The sequence below is a fragment of the Candidatus Accumulibacter vicinus genome (genome assembly GCF_000584955.1).
Lineage (GTDB): Bacteria > Pseudomonadota > Gammaproteobacteria > Burkholderiales > Rhodocyclaceae > Accumulibacter > Accumulibacter vicinus.
In genome coordinates this window covers 155,264-156,189 of the sequence record NZ_JDSS02000020.1, presented here as the reverse complement: position 1 = coordinate 156,189, position 926 = coordinate 155,264, and the positions used below count along the sequence as shown (strand labels likewise).

Here is a 926-nt window from a genome sequence, read left to right as displayed (position 1 = left end):
CCGACTGCGACATCGACTGGGCGGTCGATGACACCTGCCCCGAGGCATTGGTCAGGTTGTCGGCGGCGGAGTTCACCTCGCCGATAATTTCGCTGAGCTTGCCGATCATGGTCTGCATGGCGCTCATCAGGTGGCCGACCTCGTCCTTGGAATCGACGCTGATGCGGACCGTCAGGTCGCCTTCGGCGAGCGCGGTGGCGGCAGTGACGGCGCTGTTGATCGGTCCGGTGATGCTGCGCGTGACCCAGAGCGCCATGACCAGGGCAAGCGCCAGGCCGACCATCCCGCCGACAACCAGGGTCAGCTGCGTAGCGGAAAACATGGATTCCATGTCCTTGGCGCGCGTCTTGAGCAAGCCGCGTTCTTCCTGATCGATTTCGGCGAGAATCTTGCGCATCGCGTCCATCTGCGTCTTGCCGCTACCGACAACGGCGATGACTTCTCCGTACTGCGAAAGATTGTTGCCCACCGCGCGACGAGCCGCGATGCTCGATTCGACGGAATTCTTCATCCACGCCTGGTAGGCCTCGGTCAGTTTCTCCAGGCGTGCCTGCTGGGTGGCGTTGTCCGAGGTCAGTTTCTTGGCTTCGGCATGGTGTTGTGCGAACCCTTTCTTGCCCTCATTGAGCGGCTCCAGAAATTCGTCCTTGCCGGCAACCAGAAAACCGCGTTGTCCGGTTTCGATATTGACGAGAGACGACAGAATGCCGGTGGTTTCTTCCAGAACGTCGTAGGTATGCACGTTCCATCCACTGGCGGTGGCGTAGCGGCCAAGATTGAGGTATCCGACGCCGATCACGGAAAGCAGAATGATTGCAACGAGCCCAAAAGCGATGCCGAGGCGCATGCCGATCTTGAGGTTCTTGAACATGGGGGGTTCTCCTGTGAGATTTGGAACAAAGAGACTGGTAGTAGGAGGCGAAAGG

1 protein-coding gene is annotated in these 926 nt (G+C 59.4%); it reads right to left on the bottom strand.

What is annotated here, in order from left to right; genetic code table 11:
* Positions 1–871: CHASE3 domain-containing protein (locus tag CAPSK01_RS08825; protein ID WP_273703373.1), on the bottom strand; the 871-nt coding region annotated here is incomplete at its 3' end.
* Positions 872–926: the final 55 nt, after the last annotated feature.